The organism is Rhodococcus oxybenzonivorans (assembly GCF_003130705.1).
GTDB lineage: Bacteria > Actinomycetota > Actinomycetes > Mycobacteriales > Mycobacteriaceae > Rhodococcus_F > Rhodococcus_F oxybenzonivorans.
In genome coordinates this window covers 6,295,531-6,311,315 of record NZ_CP021354.1, presented here as the reverse complement: position 1 = coordinate 6,311,315, position 15,785 = coordinate 6,295,531, and the positions used below count along the sequence as shown (strand labels likewise).

The 15,785-nt window shown below is 64.3% G+C and carries 12 protein-coding genes and 2 pseudogenes; 8 read left to right on the top strand and 6 right to left on the bottom strand.

The features are described from left to right. The first annotated feature begins 102 nt into the window (after window positions 1-102). The 4 genes and pseudogenes from CBI38_RS29235 (at window position 103) to CBI38_RS29225 (ending at window position 4,108) form a co-directional block, all read left to right on the top strand. The gene (locus CBI38_RS29235) at window positions 103-1,011 is read left to right on the top strand and encodes a hypothetical protein (protein WP_109334461.1); all 909 of its coding nucleotides are present in this window, start codon (window positions 103-105) and stop codon (window positions 1,009-1,011) included. 762 nt (window positions 1,012-1,773) lie between these two features. Further along, window positions 1,774-2,970 (top strand): annotated as a pseudogene (locus CBI38_RS29230) (Lsr2 family DNA-binding protein); the annotation flags it as partial. 135 nt (window positions 2,971-3,105) lie between these two features. After that, window positions 3,106-3,285, top strand: coding sequence for an Lsr2 family DNA-binding protein (locus CBI38_RS40970; RefSeq protein ID WP_472515507.1), 180 nt, complete (start codon window positions 3,106-3,108; stop codon window positions 3,283-3,285). 316 nt (window positions 3,286-3,601) lie between these two features. Continuing rightward, complete coding sequence (locus CBI38_RS29225) at window positions 3,602-4,108, top strand: mycothiol transferase (RefSeq protein ID WP_109334459.1); 507 nt, start codon at window positions 3,602-3,604, stop codon at window positions 4,106-4,108. Here CBI38_RS29225 and CBI38_RS29220 read toward each other — a convergent pair. Beyond that, window positions 4,093-5,319 (bottom strand): oxygenase MpaB family protein, encoded by a 1,227-nt coding sequence (locus tag CBI38_RS29220; RefSeq protein ID WP_109334457.1) that lies wholly within the window; start codon window positions 5,317-5,319, stop codon window positions 4,093-4,095. The two genes, CBI38_RS29225 and CBI38_RS29220, sit on opposite strands and share 16 nt — an antisense overlap. A 178-nt stretch (window positions 5,320-5,497) precedes the next feature. Between CBI38_RS29220 and CBI38_RS29215 the strand changes: the two genes are divergently transcribed. Beyond that, window positions 5,498-6,070 (top strand): TetR/AcrR family transcriptional regulator, encoded by a 573-nt coding sequence (locus CBI38_RS29215; RefSeq protein ID WP_230990001.1) that lies wholly within the window; start codon window positions 5,498-5,500, stop codon window positions 6,068-6,070. Window positions 6,071-6,195: 125 nt separating this feature from the next. On the opposite strand, the gene CBI38_RS29210 is transcribed toward CBI38_RS29215, so the two are convergent. Together CBI38_RS29210 and CBI38_RS29205 are read right to left on the bottom strand one after the other, a co-directional pair. Further along, entirely contained in the window at window positions 6,196-8,499 is a 2,304-nt protein-coding gene (locus tag CBI38_RS29210) for a serine/threonine-protein kinase (protein WP_109334453.1), read from the bottom strand. A gap of 91 nt (window positions 8,500-8,590) precedes the next feature. Next, on the bottom strand, window positions 8,591-9,886 hold the full coding sequence (locus tag CBI38_RS29205) for a glycosyltransferase 87 family protein (RefSeq protein ID WP_109334451.1): 1,296 nt from the start codon (window positions 9,884-9,886) through the stop codon (window positions 8,591-8,593). A gap of 184 nt (window positions 9,887-10,070) precedes the next feature. Here CBI38_RS29205 and CBI38_RS29200 point away from each other — a divergent pair, with 184 nt between their 5' ends. Together CBI38_RS29200 and CBI38_RS29195 are read left to right on the top strand one after the other, a co-directional pair. Next, window positions 10,071-10,403, top strand: a complete 333-nt coding sequence (locus CBI38_RS29200) for an ArsR/SmtB family transcription factor (RefSeq protein ID WP_109334449.1) — start codon at window positions 10,071-10,073, stop codon at window positions 10,401-10,403. Then, a complete protein-coding gene (locus CBI38_RS29195; RefSeq protein ID WP_109334447.1) occupies window positions 10,400-10,888 on the top strand; it encodes an SRPBCC family protein in 489 nt (162 codons plus the stop codon). Before CBI38_RS29200 ends, CBI38_RS29195 begins: the two co-directional genes overlap by 4 nt. Window positions 10,889-10,938: 50 nt before the next feature. Here the strand turns inward: CBI38_RS29195 and CBI38_RS29190 are convergent, their stop codons facing one another. The 3 genes and pseudogenes from CBI38_RS29190 to CBI38_RS29180 form a co-directional block, all read right to left on the bottom strand. Beyond that, the gene (locus tag CBI38_RS29190) at window positions 10,939-12,384 is read right to left on the bottom strand and encodes an amino acid permease (protein WP_418328296.1); all 1,446 of its coding nucleotides are present in this window, start codon (window positions 12,382-12,384) and stop codon (window positions 10,939-10,941) included. Window positions 12,385-12,400: 16 nt separating this feature from the next. Further along, a pseudogene (locus CBI38_RS40355) lies at window positions 12,401-13,626 on the bottom strand (Glu/Leu/Phe/Val dehydrogenase dimerization domain-containing protein). 190 nt (window positions 13,627-13,816) lie between these two features. Next, window positions 13,817-14,347 (bottom strand): Lrp/AsnC family transcriptional regulator, encoded by a 531-nt coding sequence (locus CBI38_RS29180; protein WP_109334445.1) that lies wholly within the window; start codon window positions 14,345-14,347, stop codon window positions 13,817-13,819. A 182-nt stretch (window positions 14,348-14,529) separates the two neighbouring features. Here CBI38_RS29180 and hppD point away from each other — a divergent pair, with 182 nt between their 5' ends. Then, complete coding sequence (hppD, locus tag CBI38_RS29175) at window positions 14,530-15,735, top strand: 4-hydroxyphenylpyruvate dioxygenase (protein ID WP_109334443.1); 1,206 nt, start codon at window positions 14,530-14,532, stop codon at window positions 15,733-15,735. The last annotated feature ends 50 nt before the right edge of the window (window positions 15,736-15,785 follow it).

The following is a 15,785-nucleotide window of genomic DNA, read 5'->3' as shown; positions in this document are numbered from 1 at the left end:
AGGAGGTACATGCCGCGAGTCTTGACGCACCACTGTCACGGCGTTTGACTTGGGATTGAAGCTTGTTCCGGCTCGCCCGACGGTGTTCTGGGAGGTTGACGTATGCGCGGCATGAGAATATCGGGTCCGGGTCATCGACGCGGAGCAACCCTCCGCCGCAGGACACTCTCGGTACTGGCACTGCTGGGTGCATGCCTTTTCCCACTGGCAACGACGCAGGAAGCCTACGGCCAACCAGCGGCAGAAACTGTCGACACCGGATTCTCGATCCCCTTCGCCGGAGCGCCTGGCTATGAACGCCTCGCACCGACGCAGGTGACCAGTCCGGGTCAGCTCAACGAGCCACTCGGCCAGCAAGCGGCCGACGAGATCGCCGATCAGATAGGGCTCGGCAGGGCTGATGCTCTATCGGAGCAGCAGTATCGCGACCTCGTTACCGGCGGCGGAGTCGGCGGCAGCCGCGACGCTGCCGAGGTGATCGAGGCATGCGCCCGAATCCTCACCAATACGAACGGTCGTCCCCTCTATTCCGACATCGACGGTCACCCCACACCGTCGGTCCTGGCCAGCTACGGCCTCTACGTGAACACCAGCGGATTGCTGGAGAGTCCGGCCAACGCGGATGCGCCGACGAGGCAAGTGAATTCTTTGATCGCCCCCGGTGGTTACGTGGGCACATGGTTGAGGAACAACGGTGCGACACACACCCTGATAGCGCTCCATCGGTCGGCATACACGGTGCAAGCGATCTACGGCTTCGCATCGCAACAGATGTCGGGCGCAGCTCAATTGGTGACCAACACCAAGGGGGGTGTGCGGTCGGAAGTTGGCATGTCGATGGCACCGCCACTCTGGATAGTGAACTTCGCCCTGCTCTACATACTGAATCCGTCCCTGGCCGCCGCGATGCCTGCCCACTGGGCGCCCATTCCGTCGGCAGTTGCCGACGCCATACAGTCGAGCCCCACCGGCCAGGTTCCTTTCAGGGACTATGCGTCCTACTTCCAATAATCCGATCGAGGAGTCCGGCGAAGTCTGGCCCGATGGCATGAGTAGTGACAATGTGGGGGTGATGTTCAGTTGTGTGTCGGCGATCCGTTCCACGCACGGACGAGGTCGTCGCAGAGGGACGTCTTGAGAATCCTCAGGCGCGCGAGGTCCGGTGGTCGCGGAGTCATCGCGGCTTGGAGGAGAACGAGGACGCTAGCGAACACAGCCGGGGTTTGATGACATTCGTCGGGGTGGGCGTGGCGCACCGGGATGTCTGCCAGTCACACGACCGGCTCGGCGAGGCGAGTGGGAAGTGAAGGACGCACACCTTCGACGAATTGTGTGATTGGGCGGTGCGAGACCTTCGCATAGTGCTGGGCGTGCGATCCACTGCACGGAACCGCACCGCGACGGGCGAGCTGATGGCCAGTCCGCCTGCCGATCGGCCGGCGGACGCTGGTCGGTCTGGTAATTTTCTATGCGCAATGGGGTCGCGTGCCCGGCATTTTGAATCCCGTCGGTGCTAATTCGGATGAACGTGAAGCAGTCATCGAAGTATGCTCGTGGATGAATTCGGGAATCAGGTTGTCGGCGTGCGCTATTCGAATGTGTGAAGTTCATCGCGCGGTTAGTGTGGAGCTCGAACGATGTCGTGTTTGATCTGCCCAGATGGGCGACGTCGTAAACGTCACAAGGTCCGTTTGGGTGAGCTTCCTGATCACCGGGAGACGCCTGCGGTTATTGTGTGCGTTGGACGATTGCCCGGCGAAGAAAGAGAGCACGATGGCGGTATCACCGAGAAGCTCCGAAGGATCGGCGAAGAACAGGACGAAGGCGATTCGTGAGTGGGCGATCGGGGAGGGTCTCGAAGTTTCCTCTCGTGGCCGTATTTCGGCCGAGGTCGAGCGAGCCTTTCATGACGCTGCGGCAAAGAAGGTTCGGATAGAAGCGGCGCCGGTGAAGAAGGTTGTTTCGAAGAAGTCGCCAGTGAAGAGGGCCACGGCGAACAAGGTGCCGGCGAAGAAGACGGCGGATGTGGAGAAGGCAGTCGCGGAGGCGACGCCAGCGAAGAAGATGACCAAGGAGATTCGTGAGTGGGCGATCGGGGAGGGTCTCGATGTGTCCTCTCGTGGCCGGATTTCGGCCGAGGTCGAGCGAGCGTTTTATGACGCTGCGGCAAAGAAGGTTCAGGTAAAACCGGCGCGGGTGAGAAAGTCAGCGGCGAAGACGACGGCCGTGAAAACGACGGTCGCGAAGACGACGGTGAGCAAGGTGCCGGCGAAGAAGACGGCGAATGTGGAGAAGGCAGTCGCGGAGGCGACGCCAGCGAAGAAGATGACCAAGGAGATTCGTGAGTGGGCGATCGGGCAGGGTCTCGATGTGTCCTCTCGTGGCCGGATTTCGGCCGAGGTCGAGCGAGCGTTTCATGACGCTGCGGCAAAGAAGGTTCAGGTAAAAGCGGCGCGGGTGAATAAGGCAGCTGCGAAGAAGGCGGCCGCGAAGAAGACGGCTCCGGAAACAGCGGGCGTGAAGACGGCTCCGGCAAAGGCTCCAGCGAAGAAGACGGCGGCGAAAGCGGCCGCTGCGAAAACGACGGCGACGGAGACGACGCCAGCGAAGAAGATGACCAAGGAGATTCGTGAGTGGGCGATCGGGCAGGGTCTCGATGTGTCCTCCCGTGGCCGCATTTCGGCCGAGATCGAGCGAGCGTTTCATGACGCTGCGGCAAAGAAGGTTCAGGTAAAAGCGGCGCGGGTGAATAAGGCAGCTGCGAAGAAGGCTCCCGCAAAAACAACGGCCGTGAAAACGACGGTAGCGAAAACCACGGCCACGAAAACAGCGGCCACGGAGAAGGTAGCTCCCGCGAAAAAGATGACCAAGGAGATTCGTGAGTGGGCGATCGGGGAGGGTCTTGAAGTGTCCTCTCGTGGCCGGATTTCGGCCGAGGTCGAGCGAGCGTTTCATGACGCTGCGGCAAAGAAGGTTCAGGTAAAAGCGGCGCCTGCGAGGAAGCCGGCCGCGAGGAAGGTTCCCTCGAGGACGACGGCCGCCAAGACCAAGGGTCCGCGAACGACGGCTGTGAAGAAGTCTCCCGCGAAGACGACGCCCACCAAGATGATGGTCGCGAAGACGACGGCTACGGGGAAGGTGGCGCCGGCGAAGAACATGATCAAGGAGATTCGTGAGTGGGCGATCGGGCAGGGCAAAGACGTGTCTTCCCGTGGCCGGATTTCGGCCGAGATCAAGCAAGCCTTCCATGACGCTCAGGCGCAGGTGCCAGTTGCGGTCGGCTGAAACGGGTGGTGTCCGCCATTGAGCGGACTTATCGGCGCCTGTTGGTGGGATCGATGTGGGCACCGCTCGACTGACGGGTAATTGTTGTGCGCCGTCGCGGGTGACACGTCGTCGGTCCGGTTCGTCGTCGTGGGTAATCCACGATGCGTCGAGCGGACCGCGGCGTGGCGCCGGCGCGGCCGGTGTGGCAAGGAACGCGGCACAGGGTGGTCGGTGACGTAGGCGATATGCCCGTCCGGTGTCACATCTCTGCCCACCCGGGTACGCGAACGGTCATAGTGGACAGGGAAAACGAATACGCGACGAGGGGAGCATTGTGGATCACAGTGCGCTGTTGACCGACGCTTTCGACCGTATCCAGGAGACCGTGCACGAGGCGCTGTCCGAATTACCGTCTGACGCACTGACCTATCGGGTGGACGAGGACGCGAACACCATCGCCTGGTTGGTCTGGCATCTCACCCGGGTGCAGGACGACCACGTTGCCGGGGTCGCGGGCACCGAGCAGGTGTGGACGTCGGGCGGGTGGTGTGAACGATTCGACCTGCCTTTCCCGGTGGCCGCGATCGGGTACGGGCAGTCGTCCGCCGAGGTGGCGAGGGTGACGACCGCAGCCGGACTTCTGCTCGGATACCACGATGCGGTCCACGACCGAACCGTCGACTACGTCCAGTCGATCGGTACGGACGACCTCGATCGCATCGTCGACGAGAACTGGGATCCGCCGGTCACTCTCGGCGTGCGGCTGATCAGCGTGATCTCCGACGATCTGCAGCACGCCGGGCAGGCCGCGTACATCCGCGGACTCTACGAACGGCGCTGACCCGGCCCACGCTTCGGTTCGTTGTCGGCGAGCCAATTCTCCACTCGCCGCCGTGAGCGCCGGCTCACCCGCTGCCGGACCGCCGGGCTCAGTCTCGCCGCACCGTGCAGCGCACCGTTTCCGACGAGAGCCAACGGTACATACCAGGCCAGTGTGGCTGGCAGTCCCAGCTCCCGCATCCCGGCCTTGCCGGAGAACAGGCGCTGGATGCTGAGGAGGCGCTGCCGGTTGATTCGGCGTCGCAACGATTGCGCACGGTCGTAGGAGAATTTGGCCCAGGACCTCTGTAGTGCGTCTGCCAGAATCCGCGAGTTGTCGTCCGGCCCGGGCGCGAACATCCCGATCTGGCACATGTTCCGCCGCCCGCTGTTTTCGTCGTCGACCAGCCAGTGGTCGTCGATGCCCATCAGCCACCCGATGTACCGCCACAGGTGCATGACGTCGCGGCCCTCGTCTGCGGAGACCCACACGCCGAGCGACCGCAGGCCGATGAGGAAGGTCGTCGAGAAGAGCGCGAGGGTGCCGGCCTGATCCGACTGATTGATCGGCATGCCCAATTCGGCGACATCCCAGTCCTCGTCCCGCAGCAAGCTGTGGTTGACGAACGCATGCATCAACCGGACGTGCACTGACAGCTGCCAGCCCTGCCGGTCGCGGTCCATCCCGCCGGGGAGGACGCACTCGTACCACCACCGGACCGTTTCGGCGACACGCGCACCCGCTTGATCGCCGACGAGCCTGCCTGTGGACACGAGCTGTCGGGTGGTCGCCGAACTCCGGTACCCGTTCATCAACGAGCCCGTGGCGAGAAGATCGAGCCCTGTCATGCCGCTACGGAGGCAGACGGCGGCTCCTCGCTCGAGTCGTGCGTCGTCCACCCAAGAGGGCCGGTGATCCACCGAGTCGAAGAAGGCGGTGAGGGGCGCCGCGGGGTCCTCCACGTTGGTGATTCCGCGGGACAGAGCGGTGGTGAACTGCGCCATCGTCACCGTCTTGTCGACGAGGATGGCCTGCGCGAGCGCCGCACCGAGCTCGTCCTGACTTGCCACCGCCCGGGCGTGACGGTCCACCTCGACGGGAGTCGGTGTCGTATCTCCGTGGGTGAGCAGTGACAGTGCCCGCATCGACCGGCGACCCCACTCGACATCACGGGCGAATCGGCGGGGCGGGACGAACTCGGACACGGATTCCCGGGTCTGCATTCCTGTCATGTCGATGAACTCGATTCGGGGCGCGTAGTACTTCCGACCAGCCCTGACGGCTGCTGAGTTACAGTGCACACCACCAAATTGGACGGGTACAAGTCGCATTGAGGCGCAGAAGGGACCGGTTTAGGCAATGGGCACTGGCCAGCGGAAAGGTCCTTCCCAGCAGCGTTCACAGGCGACGGTGGCACGCATCTTGTCGGCCACTGGTCAGGTTTTGGAAGCCAAGGGTTACGCCGGGTGCAGCACCGGCGCCATCGCAGAGGCGGCCGGTATCTCGAAGGGCTCGGTATACCAATACTTCGCCAACAAGGACGAGATCATCGAGGTTCTCCTCGACGGAATTCTCGACGAGACGACGCGCACCTTCGGGGAGCACCTCGACCGATCCGTCGGGCAGGGCACCTTCCTGCGAGATCCCGCTCTCCAAGGGCAACTCCTGGCCGTGCTGGACCGCTATCGCGGGATACTCGCGCCTCTGCTCAACGACGCTCCGCACCTCGGACTGACGCACCGTTCGGCACGCCTCGAGGAGCGCTGCCGGGACCTGCTGCGCACGTACGTCACGCTCAATCCGTCGGCGATTGCTCCCGGCGTGGATCTCGAATCGCTGCTGCTGGTTCTCACGGTCAGCTACCGAGCGGTGAGCGTCGAGTACCTGCGCCGAGACCTCCGGGAGCGCCGCAACGAGCTGGCGGCGGTGTTGTACGACATGACGATGGGCGGCCTGGCAGGCGGAAAACTCGGCGGGCTGTAACACAAAGGGGCCCTCGAGAGAAATACCAGTTGAGCCCCGTGGCGCTGTCGGACCCCGACCCGGCAGCGCCAGGGGCTTTCTCCTTGCCGCAGCCGCAGCCGCAACCGCAGCCGCACGTCGAACGACTACCGACGCCGCCCGGCAGGTGCACCGGGCACCTCTATCCGAACGACTCGCTCCAGCGCCCGCAGATCGCTCTCGATCCGGCGGAACAGCTGGTACACGCCGATGAACGCGAAGATTCCGCCCAAGCACAATGCTCGAACCGTCGCATTGACGGCGTCGCTGGGATCGCCGCCGACGAAACTGAGTCCGGCGACTCCGATCAACGGCACCGCCGCCGCGACCGCGAGGTAGCGCGGCATGCTGCGGGCGAGGCTTCGGATGCCGCGGCAGTCGGAGCTGCGCAACTCGCCGTGCGACAGGAGGATCGGCAACAAGCATCGGACGGCGTAGAACGTGAGGATGAAGAACGGGTACGCCACCGCCACTGCGCCGCACACCGCAAGTGAGGCCAACACTTGCGTGTAGGCGCGGAGCGGTATGCCGCCGGCGGTGATCTGCAGGGCGATCGGGTAGGCGACCCCGGCCACCAGCCACAACGCGAAGCTGACTACGACGGCACGATGGCCGAGGGTCAGCGTGGCGGCGCGGGCTTTGCCGAGAATGCCGGAACTGTAGGTGCGGCCCTGGCTGAGACCACGCGGCACCGTGATCGACAGCCGACACCAGTAGAGGATGAGAACCGCGCCGAGCGGAAAGGCGACACCGCCGATGATCAGGTGGACCTGCTCGAGATTCTCCTGTGCCTCCGCGGGAAGCGCGGAGATGATCAGGACCTTGTTGTAGTAGTAGTTGTACCCCGCCGCCAGCAGGTTCGGGATTCCGATCGCCGCGAGCCCGATGGCCGGGGCATAGCGCCACATCGTCGCGCGCCGGCTTCCCGGCGTCGGGTCGACGAGATCGCGTGCGTGCGGGTCGAGGCACAGCGCGAACTGGCGGGCGAGCTTGCGTCCACTCGACCACCGATCCTCCCGGTCGGGTGCCAGTGACTTCACCAGGACGCGGCGCAGCGCCGCCGGACAACCGTCGGGCAACGGGTTCTGTTCGAGGTCCACACCACGGCGTCGCGATTCGAGGAGCACGTGCGGTGACGGCGTCGCCTCTCCCGCCTCGCCGTCGGAGAACGGCCTGCTTCCGGTCAGTAGTTCCCACAGCAGGACGCCCAGTGCGTAGATGTCGCTCCGGGTGTCGAGATCACCAGCGGTTCGTGCCGCATCGGGGTCGCAGGCCTCTAGCTGTTCGGGTGACATGTATGCCACCGAACCGCCGACGAATCCGGCAGCGCCGGGCGTTGCCACATTGTCGCTGGAACTTACATTGAAGTCGGCCAGTTTGGGCACGCCCTCGACACCGAGCAGGACATTTGCCGGTTTGATGTCTCGGTGCAGCACTCCGTGTTTGCACGCGTATTCGAGGGCGTCGGCGAGGCGTAATCCGATCCAGGCGACGGTCTCAGGCCAGGACAGGGCGGCGATCTCGCTGCGCACGCTGGAATCTTCGGGCCGCATCTCTCCTTTCTCGTCGAGGACACGGTCGATCGAATCGAGGAGAAGTTGCCCTGAGCGTTTGTCGGGGGGTGTGGCGCGCACCAACCGGACGACGTCCAGCAAGGTGCCGCCCGGGACGTACTCCATGAAGAGCAACCGGAGTTGGCGCTCTTCCAAGAGTCGCTGATCGAAAACGCGCACGATGTACGGATGGTCGAGTTGGGCCATCGTCTGCGGCTCGGTGCCGACGTTGCGCGAGATCTTGAGTGCTACCCATCGTTGCATCGAGTGTTGCCGGGCGAGGAATACCCGCGCGAACGCTCCCCGGCCCAGCTCCCGGACGAGTTCGAAATCCTCGAGCCGGGCTCCGACATCGAATGCGTCGCCCACCGTCGGCTCCGACGTGCGCGGCTGCCGATGCGAATCCAGTGTGAGTAGGCCCTCGAAGCGGTTCGCCTGAGTGGGGTACGTCTTCAAATAGTCGTCGGCCTCCACCTTGTCGCCGCTGTCGCGTCGGACCCGGAATTCCTCGTAGAGGAGACCTGCCGGCAGCGGTTCGGCCAGGAGTTCGGGAAATTCGAGGCAATAGTCGGCGAGCCGTTTCGGCTGCCCCGAGCGCAGCCAGCGGTATTCGAGATCCACCTTGATCAGTTCGACCAGTGCTGCCCGTCGAATGGCTGCCGTATCGGGAAGATATTCGCTGAGGGCAGCCGGGGAACCGGACGACTCCCAGTCGGCGACCAGTTGTTCGACGCCACTGTCCACGACGAATCCGCTGTCCGACGCAGTGACGGGCGAAGACGCGACGGCCGTGTCCGGTCCCAGTTCGGTGGGTGGGCCGGTCGCGACCGTCACGTCACTCGGCGGGCGATCGTTCATGGTGTTCGATTCGGGACACGGGGCGGGGAGCCACGGCAACGTGACTACTCTCAGGATATTCCGGTCGAGTCCGGCCGGTGGCGAAAGCCGGTCAGGCGCTCCGCAACGGCAGGTGCGGGGGATCCTCGAGCACCGGATCGACGGGCTCGGACGGCACCGTGGCCAGGGCGGGGGGTCGCGTTCTGCCGGCGAAAACGGCCGACGCGACAAGGACCGGGACGTAGACGACGAGGTAGATGTTCTGCAATACCGGGGCGACGGGCCACGAGGGCGGGTACAGGAACAGGCCGATCACGATGAAGTCCGTGCTCCACCAGTACGGCCACGCCGCGGTCGCGGCGAACAATCCAGCCACGGCGCACCACCAGAGCCGGCTCACGGTCAGCGCGCGGTGCACCAACCAGACGAGCAGGGGAATCAACCACACCCAGTGATGACTCCAGGAATACGGCGACACCACGGCCATGGTGAGGCCGCTGAGGGCAACCGCGAGGAGGTGCTCGCCGCGCTCGTACAACCGCACCGACACCAGAATGCTGACAACGGTGACGGTCGCGGCCAGGACGAACCACACCCACAGCGGCGCCTGTCCGTCGGTCAGCCGGGCCAGGGTGCCACGCAGAGACTGGTTCGACGGATGTCTGTTGTCGGCGATGCGGGTCGAGTCGAAGAACGTGCCGGTCCAATACTGCCGCGAATCACCGGGGATTACCGCCCAGGCCACACCCACCGTCGCGAGGAAGGCCGATATGGCGACGGCAGCCGTACGCCACTGGCGCAAGGCCAGGAACACCAGCACGAAATACGCAGGAGTCAGCTTGATTCCGGCGCCGATCCCCGTCCCCATTCCCCGCAGCCGGCTGGAATTCGGCCGGGAGAAATCCCACAGCACTAGCAGCATCAGCACCAGATTGATCTGGCCGTAGAACAGGGTTGTCCGTACCGGCTCGAGGAAAGTGCACGTGAGGGTCCCCAGAGCCGTGACGAGCAGCAGGTAGGGGGTGATCCGGTAGCCGAGGATGCGGCAGCACAGCACGATGCACGCGGCGAGCACGAACAGATTCAGTGCCATCCACAGGTTGTCGACGTAGGCGCCGGGGATCCGCTCGAGCGGGACGAAGGCGAGTGCCGAGAACGGGGTGTAGGTGTACAGCAATCCGAGTACGACGGGGCCACCGTAGAGCGGCAGGTCGTGCTGCACCCGCCACCCACCGTCCCGGTACACGTGGAGGTCGGCGCCCCCGGCGAACAACCCGATGTCCGGGGTCCACGGATCGATGGGGCCGAGCACCAAGGCGGCGGCCACAGTTGCGCTCACCACCAACCCGATCACGAGTGTCAGGCTGCGAGGTAAGGGAACACGGTCGCCTGCCTCCGACCCGGCCATGCGCGTCCCCTTTTCTTCTCCCGCCCCGAGGTACACGCTAACCGGCGAGGGTCGGCGGCTTCGGTAGGGCGGGCGGGGCAACCGGATTCGTTATCCATCCGTATCGGCTCCGAGACGCCGTGACCCGAGCTGCGCGCAGGCCGGGGGGTTGACGGCACCCCCAGCGAGTGAAACACTGAACTAGATGGTTCAGCATTCAGCTCTCGACACTTCGTTCGCCGCACTGGCCGACCCCACGCGACGCGGAATTCTGCAGAGGCTCGGCAGGGGCGCCAGCACGATCAGCGATTTGGCAGAGCACTTCGAGATGACCCTTACCGGCATCAAGAAGCACGTGCACCTGCTCGAGGTTGCGGGAATGGTCGTGACGGAAAAGCGCGGGCGGGTGCGGTACTGCATGCTCGGCGCAAATCCCCTCGAGCGCGAGGTGGCCTGGATACGGGACTACCAAACGTCCCTCCAGAGCCGACTGGACCGTCTGGATGAATTCCTCACACGAACGGAAGGCACCTCATGAGCACCTCCACTCCCCCCACGGCTGCGACGCTCACCACCCCGGAGGACCGCGAAATCCGCGTCGAGCGCATTTTCAATGCCCCGCGCGAACGGGTGTGGGCAGCTTTCACCACCCCCGACCTGCTGGCACAGTGGTGGGGCCGCGGAAATCGGCTCGACATCGAGCGCTGGGAATTCGAGCGCGGTGGCCACTGGCGTTTCGTCGAACACTCCGAGGGAGACACCCATGGATTCGAGGGCCGGTTCCGTGAAATCATTCCCATGGAGCGCCTCGTGTACACCTTCGAATGGGACGGTATGCCCGGGCACGTTACGGTCGACCACAACACCTACACCGATCTGGGCGACGGTCGCACAAAACTGACGGTGGTCAGCCAGTTCCACACGCCCGAAGAGCGCGATGGCATGCTGCAATCCGGTATGGAAGGTGGCATGAACGAGAGTTACGCCGCCCTCGACGCGGTTCTGGCGCAGTCGACGTGGTGATCTCGCCGGTCGCTTGACCGGCCTCGGTCCTCCGGCCGCAGGTCGACCTCTCAATGGGCGTGCTCGATGGTCGACCGAGTGTCGCTGCTCGTCCTCCGCTGCCGACGTCCGAGGACCCAGCAAGCCAGGGTGATCGCGCACGTGAAGGTGAGGGTCGCGATGAGCTGGTTCCGCGCTGCGTCGTCGAACAGGGCCAGAACCGCCACGGCGGCGAGCAGGGCGAGAGCGACGTAGGACAGATACGGGAAACCCCACATCTTCAGCGGCAGATCGTTGCGGCCTTCTTTCTCGGCGCGGCGGCGTAACACGATCTGCGACACCGTGACGAATGTCCACAACACCAGAATCGTCGACCCGACTGCGTTGAGCAGCAGAGGAAGTACCCGATCGGGTGCGAGGTAGTTGAGAACCACCGTCAAAAAGCCGAAGGCCACGGACGCGAGCACCGCGAGGCGGGGTACGCCGTTGCTCGATACCCGCCCGAAAATCCTGGCCGCGGCGCCGCGCTCGGACAGCGAGTAGATCATCCGTGAACCACTGAACAGCATGGCGTTGAGCGAGGACAGTAGAGCGATCACCACGACGACGGTCATCACCGCGCCGGCCCCGGGCACGTGCGCGGCGTTCAGCACCGCGACGAAGGGGCCCGAGGAGAGTTCCTCGGCAGTCCACGGCAGTACCGTCACCATGATGAGGACGGAACCGATGTAGAACACCAGGATTCGCCACACGATGGAGCGCACCGCCCGGCTCACGTTGCGGCGCGGCTCGGACGTCTCTGCGGCCGCGATGGCCATTACTTCGGTTCCGCCGAACGCGAACACCACGATGAGTAGTCCGGCAGCGATGCCGGTGACCCCGTTGGGGGCGAATCCACCGTGACCCGTGAGGTTGGCCAGCGCGGGAGCATCGAAGCTCGGAATCCAACCGAAGATCATCGCGGAGCCGATGCCCAGGAACCCGACGATCGCCGCGATTTTCAGTGCAGCGAACCAGAATTCGAACTCACCGAATCGGGAGACACCCGCCAGGTTCACGGCGGTCAGCACACTCATGTAGAAGAGCGCCGCCGCCCATTGCGGCACCGCCGGTATCGACGCCGCGGTGATGGCCGCCGCAGCGGTCGCCTCGGCGGCCACCACGATGACCACCTGCACCCAGTAGAGCCAGCCGATCGTGCGCCCCGCGATCGGCCCCATCGCCTTCTCGGCGTGGACCGAGAAGGCGCCGCTGTCGGGGTCGGCTGCCACCATTTCGCCCATCATGCGCATCACCAACACGACGAGAAAGCCGGCGATCAGGAAGGACACGAGCACTGCCGGACCGGCGACGGCGATCCCGGCGCCGGAACCGACGAACAACCCGGCCCCGATCGCGCCGCCCAAGCTCATCATCACCAGCTGTCGTGGCTTCATCGCCTGCTGAAGTCCGCGGGTGACAATGTCTTTCGTGGGTGCAGGCGGTGTCTTCACCACTGTGTCGTGAACTGTGTTCATGGGGTCTCCCAGGACGTCAGACGAGCTGATCGAGAGCGATCTCGAAGGCGGTACCGGCAATCCCGGTCGGCTGCTGTGATCGCGCGTGGCACCGCTCGAGGGCAGTCGCCACGGTGGTGGACACATCACCGAAGATGGCGTCGTCGGACACCTCGATGTCGCCCTCCATCAGCAAAGCGAACGCTCGGGCCATGCCGCAGTTGGCGATGAAGTCGGGCACCACCGCCACACTCTTGTCGGCGTACTCGTAGGTGGGGCCGTAGAAGATCTCGTCGTCGGCGAAGGGCACGTTGGCCCCGCTCGCCACCACTTCGAGGCCGCCGTCGATCAACCGGTCCACCTGGTGGCGTGTCACCAGGCGGGACGCCGCGCAAGGAAGGAACACCTCCGCACCGACGCTCCAGATCGTCTCGTTGATGTCCGCGAAAGGCACTGCGCCGGGAGCGTTCAGCTCGTTGCCCGACCTGGTGAGGAACAGATCGCGGATCTGGTCGAAGTCGTAGCCGTCGGTGTTCGACACCCCGCCGTTGCGGTCGATGATTCCGACGATGCGGGCGCCGGACTGGGCCAGGTAGTAGGCGGCGGTGGCCCCGACGTTGCCCCAGCCCTGCATGATCACCCGCTTGCCGGTGAGTTCACCGCCGTAGACGCGGTAGTAGTGGCGCACCGACTCCGCGACGCCCCAGCCGGTGATCAGTCGGACACCGTGTACTTGGCCTGCGGATCGGGGGTGAAGCGCGGATCCTCGACCACCTTCGCGACACCGAGCCGGAGTTGCCCCACCCGCTGCACCCGTTCCCGGTCGCTGGCCGCGAAGTGTCCGTTGACGACGCCTTCCTGCGGGTGCCAGAGCCCGTAGCTCTCGGTGATCGGGACGACCTCGGCCATCTCGTCCACGTTCAGGTCGCCGCCGGTGCCGTAGTACGCCTTCAGCAGCGGGGTGACGGCCCTGAACCAGCGTCGCAACACCTCGTCCTTGCGGGGGTCCGTCGGATCGAAGTCGATGCCCGACTTGGCGCCGCCGATGGCGGGCCCGGAGACGGTGAATTTCACTTCCATGGTCTTGGCCAGGGACTCCACTTCCCGGCGGTCCAGGCCGCGCCGCATCCGTGTTCCACCGCCGGCAGCGCCCCCACGCAGCGAGTTGATCACTGTCCATCCGCGGGCGGACGTCTCGGTGTCGTGCCACTCGAAGACGATCTCGGGGGCCTTTTCTTCGAATCGGGTGAGCAGGTTCTTCATGGCTTCTTTCGGGAGTCGGGCGGCCGGGCAGCAGTGCGATCGAACCGTTCCCTCGATCAGCACCCGCTGTTACGGCGATCACTGTGGCGGGCGCCACTCCCATGCCGCAAGCAGCCCTGCAGCACGTAGCCAGGATGAACATCACCACGACAGGTTTTCGGTGTTTTTCTAGGCAACGTGCCCAGCAAACTCAGCGATCGACGTGCTGATCGGTGGCCCGGTACGCGGGAGCCTTCGCCGAACCGCGACGGTCGAGGGTGCGCAACAGCGGCATCGACCGATACGGAACGATCACGGAGAGCACCATCACGCTCGTGGACCGCGCGACGACGCTCGATTTGTTCAGATCGATCAACGTCTGCTGCAAGCCGAGATGTGATTGGGCCGCGACCCGGCAGAGGATGTCGCCCGAACCGGTGGTCGCGAAGGCTTCGAGCACACCGGGAATCGACTCGAGCTCCGACGTCACCGAGTCGAGTGCGCCCTGCGCCGTCTCGAGGGTGACGAATGCCTGCACGTCGAAACCGGCAGCCGAAATGTCGATATGCGGCTCGTAACCGGCGATGATGCCCGATTCCTCGAGCTTGCGTACCCGCGCCTGAACGGTGGCTCGGGCCACCTTGATTCGACGCGACAACTCCAGCACTCCCGCCTTCGGGTCGGCGTGCATGGCGTCGAGCAGCGCGAAATCGAGCTCGTCCAGCTGCACGGCATCCTTCATGCGAACACCACCTCCGAGGTCGAACAGCTAGTCCGACTGTATAACAAATCGCGTGATTTGCTCCTCGAAAGTGGCACTGCGGCTAGGAACTCCTGGCTCGGTTGCCTATGACGGCGGAGTGGGTTTTCGTGGTGACGCAGGCGACAGTCCGGCTTACCGGCCCATGAAAGAGGAAGACTCCGATGACGATCGAACAGACACTTACCGACAAGGAACGTTTGGCGGATCTCGATCTCGATCAGCTCAGGCAGTTGGTGGGTCTGGTGGAGTATGACTCGGCTGCGGATCCGTTTCCGGTCAGTGGTTGGGATGCGGTCGTGTGGGTGGTGGGCAATGCCACCCAGAGCGCGCATTATTTCCAGTCGGCGTTCGGAATGACTCTGGTCGCCTACTCCGGCCCTACCACCGGTAACCGTGACCATCACAGTTTCGTTCTCGAGTCCGGGGCGGTCCGGTTCGTGATCAAGGGTGCCGTGGACCCGGACAGCTCGTTGATCGAGCATCATCGCGTCCACGGTGACGGTGTCGTGGACATCGCGCTGGCGGTGCCCGATGTCGACAAGTGCATTGCGCATGCCCGGGCGCAGGGTGCGACCGTTCTGGACGAACCCCATGACGTGACCGATGAGCACGGCACCGTTCGTCTGGCGGCGATCGCGACCTACGGCGATACCCGGCACACCCTCGTCGACCGCAGCCGCTATACCGGGCCGTATCTGCCGGGGTATGTCGAACGCACGTCGACGCACCGCAAACGGGACGGTGCCCCGAAACGGTTGTTCCAGGCCCTCGATCATGTGGTCGGCAACGTCGAACTGGGCAAGATGGACGAGTGGGTCGGCTTCTACAACCGGGTGATGGGCTTTACGAACATGGCGGAGTTCGTGGGCGAGGACATTGCCACCGATTACTCCGCGCTGATGAGTAAGGTCGTCTCGAACGGCAATCATCGGGTGAAGTTCCCGCTCAACGAGCCGGCGATCGCGAAGAAGCGGTCGCAGATCGATGAGTACCTCGATTTCTACCGTGGTCCCGGTGCCCAGCATCTGGCATTGGCCACCAATGACATTCTCACCGCCGTCGATCAGCTGACCGCCGAGGGTGTCGAGTTCTTGGCCACCCCAGATTCGTATTACGAGGATCCGGAACTGCGGGCCCGGATCGGGAACGTGCGTGCTCCGATCGAGGAGCTGCAGAAGCGGGGGATTCTCGTCGACCGTGACGAGGACGGGTATCTGCTGCAGATCTTCACCAAACCGCTCGTCGACCGTCCAACCGTGTTCTTCGAGCTCATCGAACGGCACGGTTCCCTCGGTTTCGGTATCGGCAATTTCAAGGCCCTCTTCGAAGCCATCGAGCGAGAACAAGCCGCACGCGGGAACTTCTGACACGCGGCCCACAGCCGGGATGCTTCGAGTCAGGCGCGCACTCGTCGATG

Coding starts and splice junctions, on each gene's coding strand:
- CBI38_RS29220 (WP_109334457.1), bottom strand. CDS start 5,319: ATGACAGGAATGCAGACCCGGGAATCCGTGTCCGAGTTCGTCCCGCCC.
- CBI38_RS29180 (WP_109334445.1), bottom strand. CDS start 14,347: ATGAAGGATGCCGTGCAGCTGGACGAGCTCGATTTCGCGCTGCTCGAC.
- CBI38_RS29205 (WP_109334451.1), bottom strand. CDS start 9,886: ATGGCCGGGTCGGAGGCAGGCGACCGTGTTCCCTTACCTCGCAGCCTG.
- CBI38_RS29235 (WP_109334461.1), top strand. CDS start 103: ATGCGCGGCATGAGAATATCGGGTCCGGGTCATCGACGCGGAGCAACC.
- CBI38_RS40970 (WP_472515507.1), top strand. CDS start 3,106: ATGATGGTCGCGAAGACGACGGCTACGGGGAAGGTGGCGCCGGCGAAG.
- CBI38_RS29200 (WP_109334449.1), top strand. CDS start 10,071: ATGGTTCAGCATTCAGCTCTCGACACTTCGTTCGCCGCACTGGCCGAC.
- CBI38_RS29210 (WP_109334453.1), bottom strand. CDS start 8,499: ATGAACGATCGCCCGCCGAGTGACGTGACGGTCGCGACCGGCCCACCC.
- hppD (WP_109334443.1), top strand. CDS start 14,530: ATGACGATCGAACAGACACTTACCGACAAGGAACGTTTGGCGGATCTC.
- CBI38_RS29190 (WP_418328296.1), bottom strand. CDS start 12,384: ATGAACACAGTTCACGACACAGTGGTGAAGACACCGCCTGCACCCACG.
- CBI38_RS29195 (WP_109334447.1), top strand. CDS start 10,400: ATGAGCACCTCCACTCCCCCCACGGCTGCGACGCTCACCACCCCGGAG.